The following is a 1,802-nucleotide window of genomic DNA, read 5'->3' on the forward strand; positions in this document are numbered from 1 at the left end:
GACCGGCTGCCCGAAGTCCTCAGCAAGATGCAGGAGCTGAAGGTGACGCACGCGCTGTGTGTATCGGTGGATCTGGAAACGCTGCCTTCCGTGCTCAAGATCGCGGAAGAAAACGAGCATATCTATGCATCGGTGGGCGTGCATCCGGATCACGAAGATGCGCAGGAGCCGAGCGTCCAGCAGCTCGTGGAACTGGCGCAGCATCCGAAAGTGGTCGCCATCGGCGAAACAGGACTGGATTATTACCGTCTGGAAGGGCGCAGCATCGCCGACATGGAATGGCAGCGTGAACGCTTTCGCACGCATATCCGGGCCGCCCACGAGACGGGCAAACCGCTGATCATCCACACACGGTCGTCGTGGGAAGACACGCTGCGGATCATGGCCGAGGAGCGTGCAAGCGTGCCGGGCGGCGTGATGCATTGTTTCACCGAGCCGTGGCACGTCGCCCAAGCCGCGCTCGAGCAGGATTTTTACATTTCGCTGTCAGGCATCGTCACGTTCAAGAGCGCGAAGGACGTGCAGGACGTCGCGCAACGGGTGCCGCTCGAGCGTTTGCTGATCGAAACGGACTCGCCGTATCTCGCGCCGGTGCCTTATCGTGGAAAGTCGAATGAACCTGCGTACGTAAGTTATGTCGGACGTTTCATCGCGCAGTTGCGTGAAATGCCGGAAGACGCGCTGGCAACCGCCACGACCCGCAACTTCTTCAAGCTCTTCAAGATTCCCGAGCCTGTCGAACACTAGGCTCGGCGGAAGCTTTCGACGCGAAAACTATTAGATTCAGCCAGTAATCCCCAAGGAACACATGCTCAAACTTTCGACGGATTCATCTTCCACATCTTTCAACCGCCATACGGCCGCGCGCAGCAAGACGTGGCGCTCGCTGGTCACGGGCATCGTCCTGACGGCCGCAGCCATTGCTCAACCGGTTTTCGCGGCGCCTGAGGATTCCATGATCAAGGCGGTGAAATTCGACGATGTCTCGGCCGTCAAGAAGCTGTTGTCGCAAGGCATCGATCCGAATCTCGTCGATAACACCGGCGCGCCGCTGCTCGTGATCGCCGCACGCGAAAAGTCCGACAAGGTGGGCAAGCTGCTCGCCGAGAATCCGAAGACCGATCTCGAGAAGCTCGACCCCGCCGGCGAAAACGCAATGATGCTGGCCGCGCTCAACGACGACCTCGATTTCGTGAACATGCTGATCTCGAAGGATGCGGAAGTGAACAAGAAGGGCTGGACGCCGCTGCACTACGCCGCGACCAACGGCCATGACGATGTGGTCAAGGTACTGCTCGACCATTCGGCGTACATCGATTCGGGATCGCCAAACGGCACCACGCCACTGATGATGGCGGCGCGCGGCGGCCACCTGTCCACGGTGAAACTGCTGCTCGATGAAGGCGCCGACTTGCGCGTGAAGAACCAGATCGGCCTGACTGCGGTGGACTTCGCGAAGCAGTATCACGAGAAGGACGTGGCGGAAGGCCTGGCGGCGCGGCTGGCGTCCATGCAGGCGGCGGGCGCCGCGGGCGCATCCGGAACCCCGCAAACCGGTACAAACAGTGCAAAATGACGCACTCGCGAAGCGAGGCCGGAAAATCAAACCGGTTTCACGCTCCGCAAAGCGTCAATATAAGAAATAGTCCAAACAAGCCGGGATCGAGCCAAAAGGCGCTGCAAGGCGCAGGAAGGGCCACACCCGGCGACCGCCAATCATAAAAAAGGATCATCATGCTGCGGGTTTTAGTCATGGCCGGGGTGCTTGCGTTTCCGCTCAGCGCGGCAGCGTTCACCGGCAA

General features: G+C 60.0%; 2 protein-coding genes and 1 pseudogene (1 of these 3 running past the window's edge). All 3 read left to right on the forward strand.

The genetic code is table 11. The features are described 5' to 3' along the window. A partial coding sequence (locus ACFFAR_RS15325; RefSeq protein WP_375508078.1) for a TatD family hydrolase occupies nt 1-747 on the forward strand: 747 nt, incomplete at its 5' end. A gap of 61 nt (nt 748-808) precedes the next feature. Beyond that, nucleotides 809-1,576: an ankyrin repeat domain-containing protein gene (locus ACFFAR_RS15330; protein ID WP_375508079.1), complete on the forward strand. Its 768-nt coding sequence runs from the start codon at nt 809-811 to the stop codon at nt 1,574-1,576. Nucleotides 1,577-1,734: 158 nt separating this feature from the next. Next, a pseudogene (locus ACFFAR_RS15335) lies at nt 1,735-1,802 on the forward strand (Rap1a/Tai family immunity protein); it runs 292 nt beyond the window's last position.

The organism is uncultured Caballeronia sp. (assembly GCF_964243625.1).
In the GTDB taxonomy this organism is placed as follows: domain Bacteria; phylum Pseudomonadota; class Gammaproteobacteria; order Burkholderiales; family Burkholderiaceae; genus Caballeronia.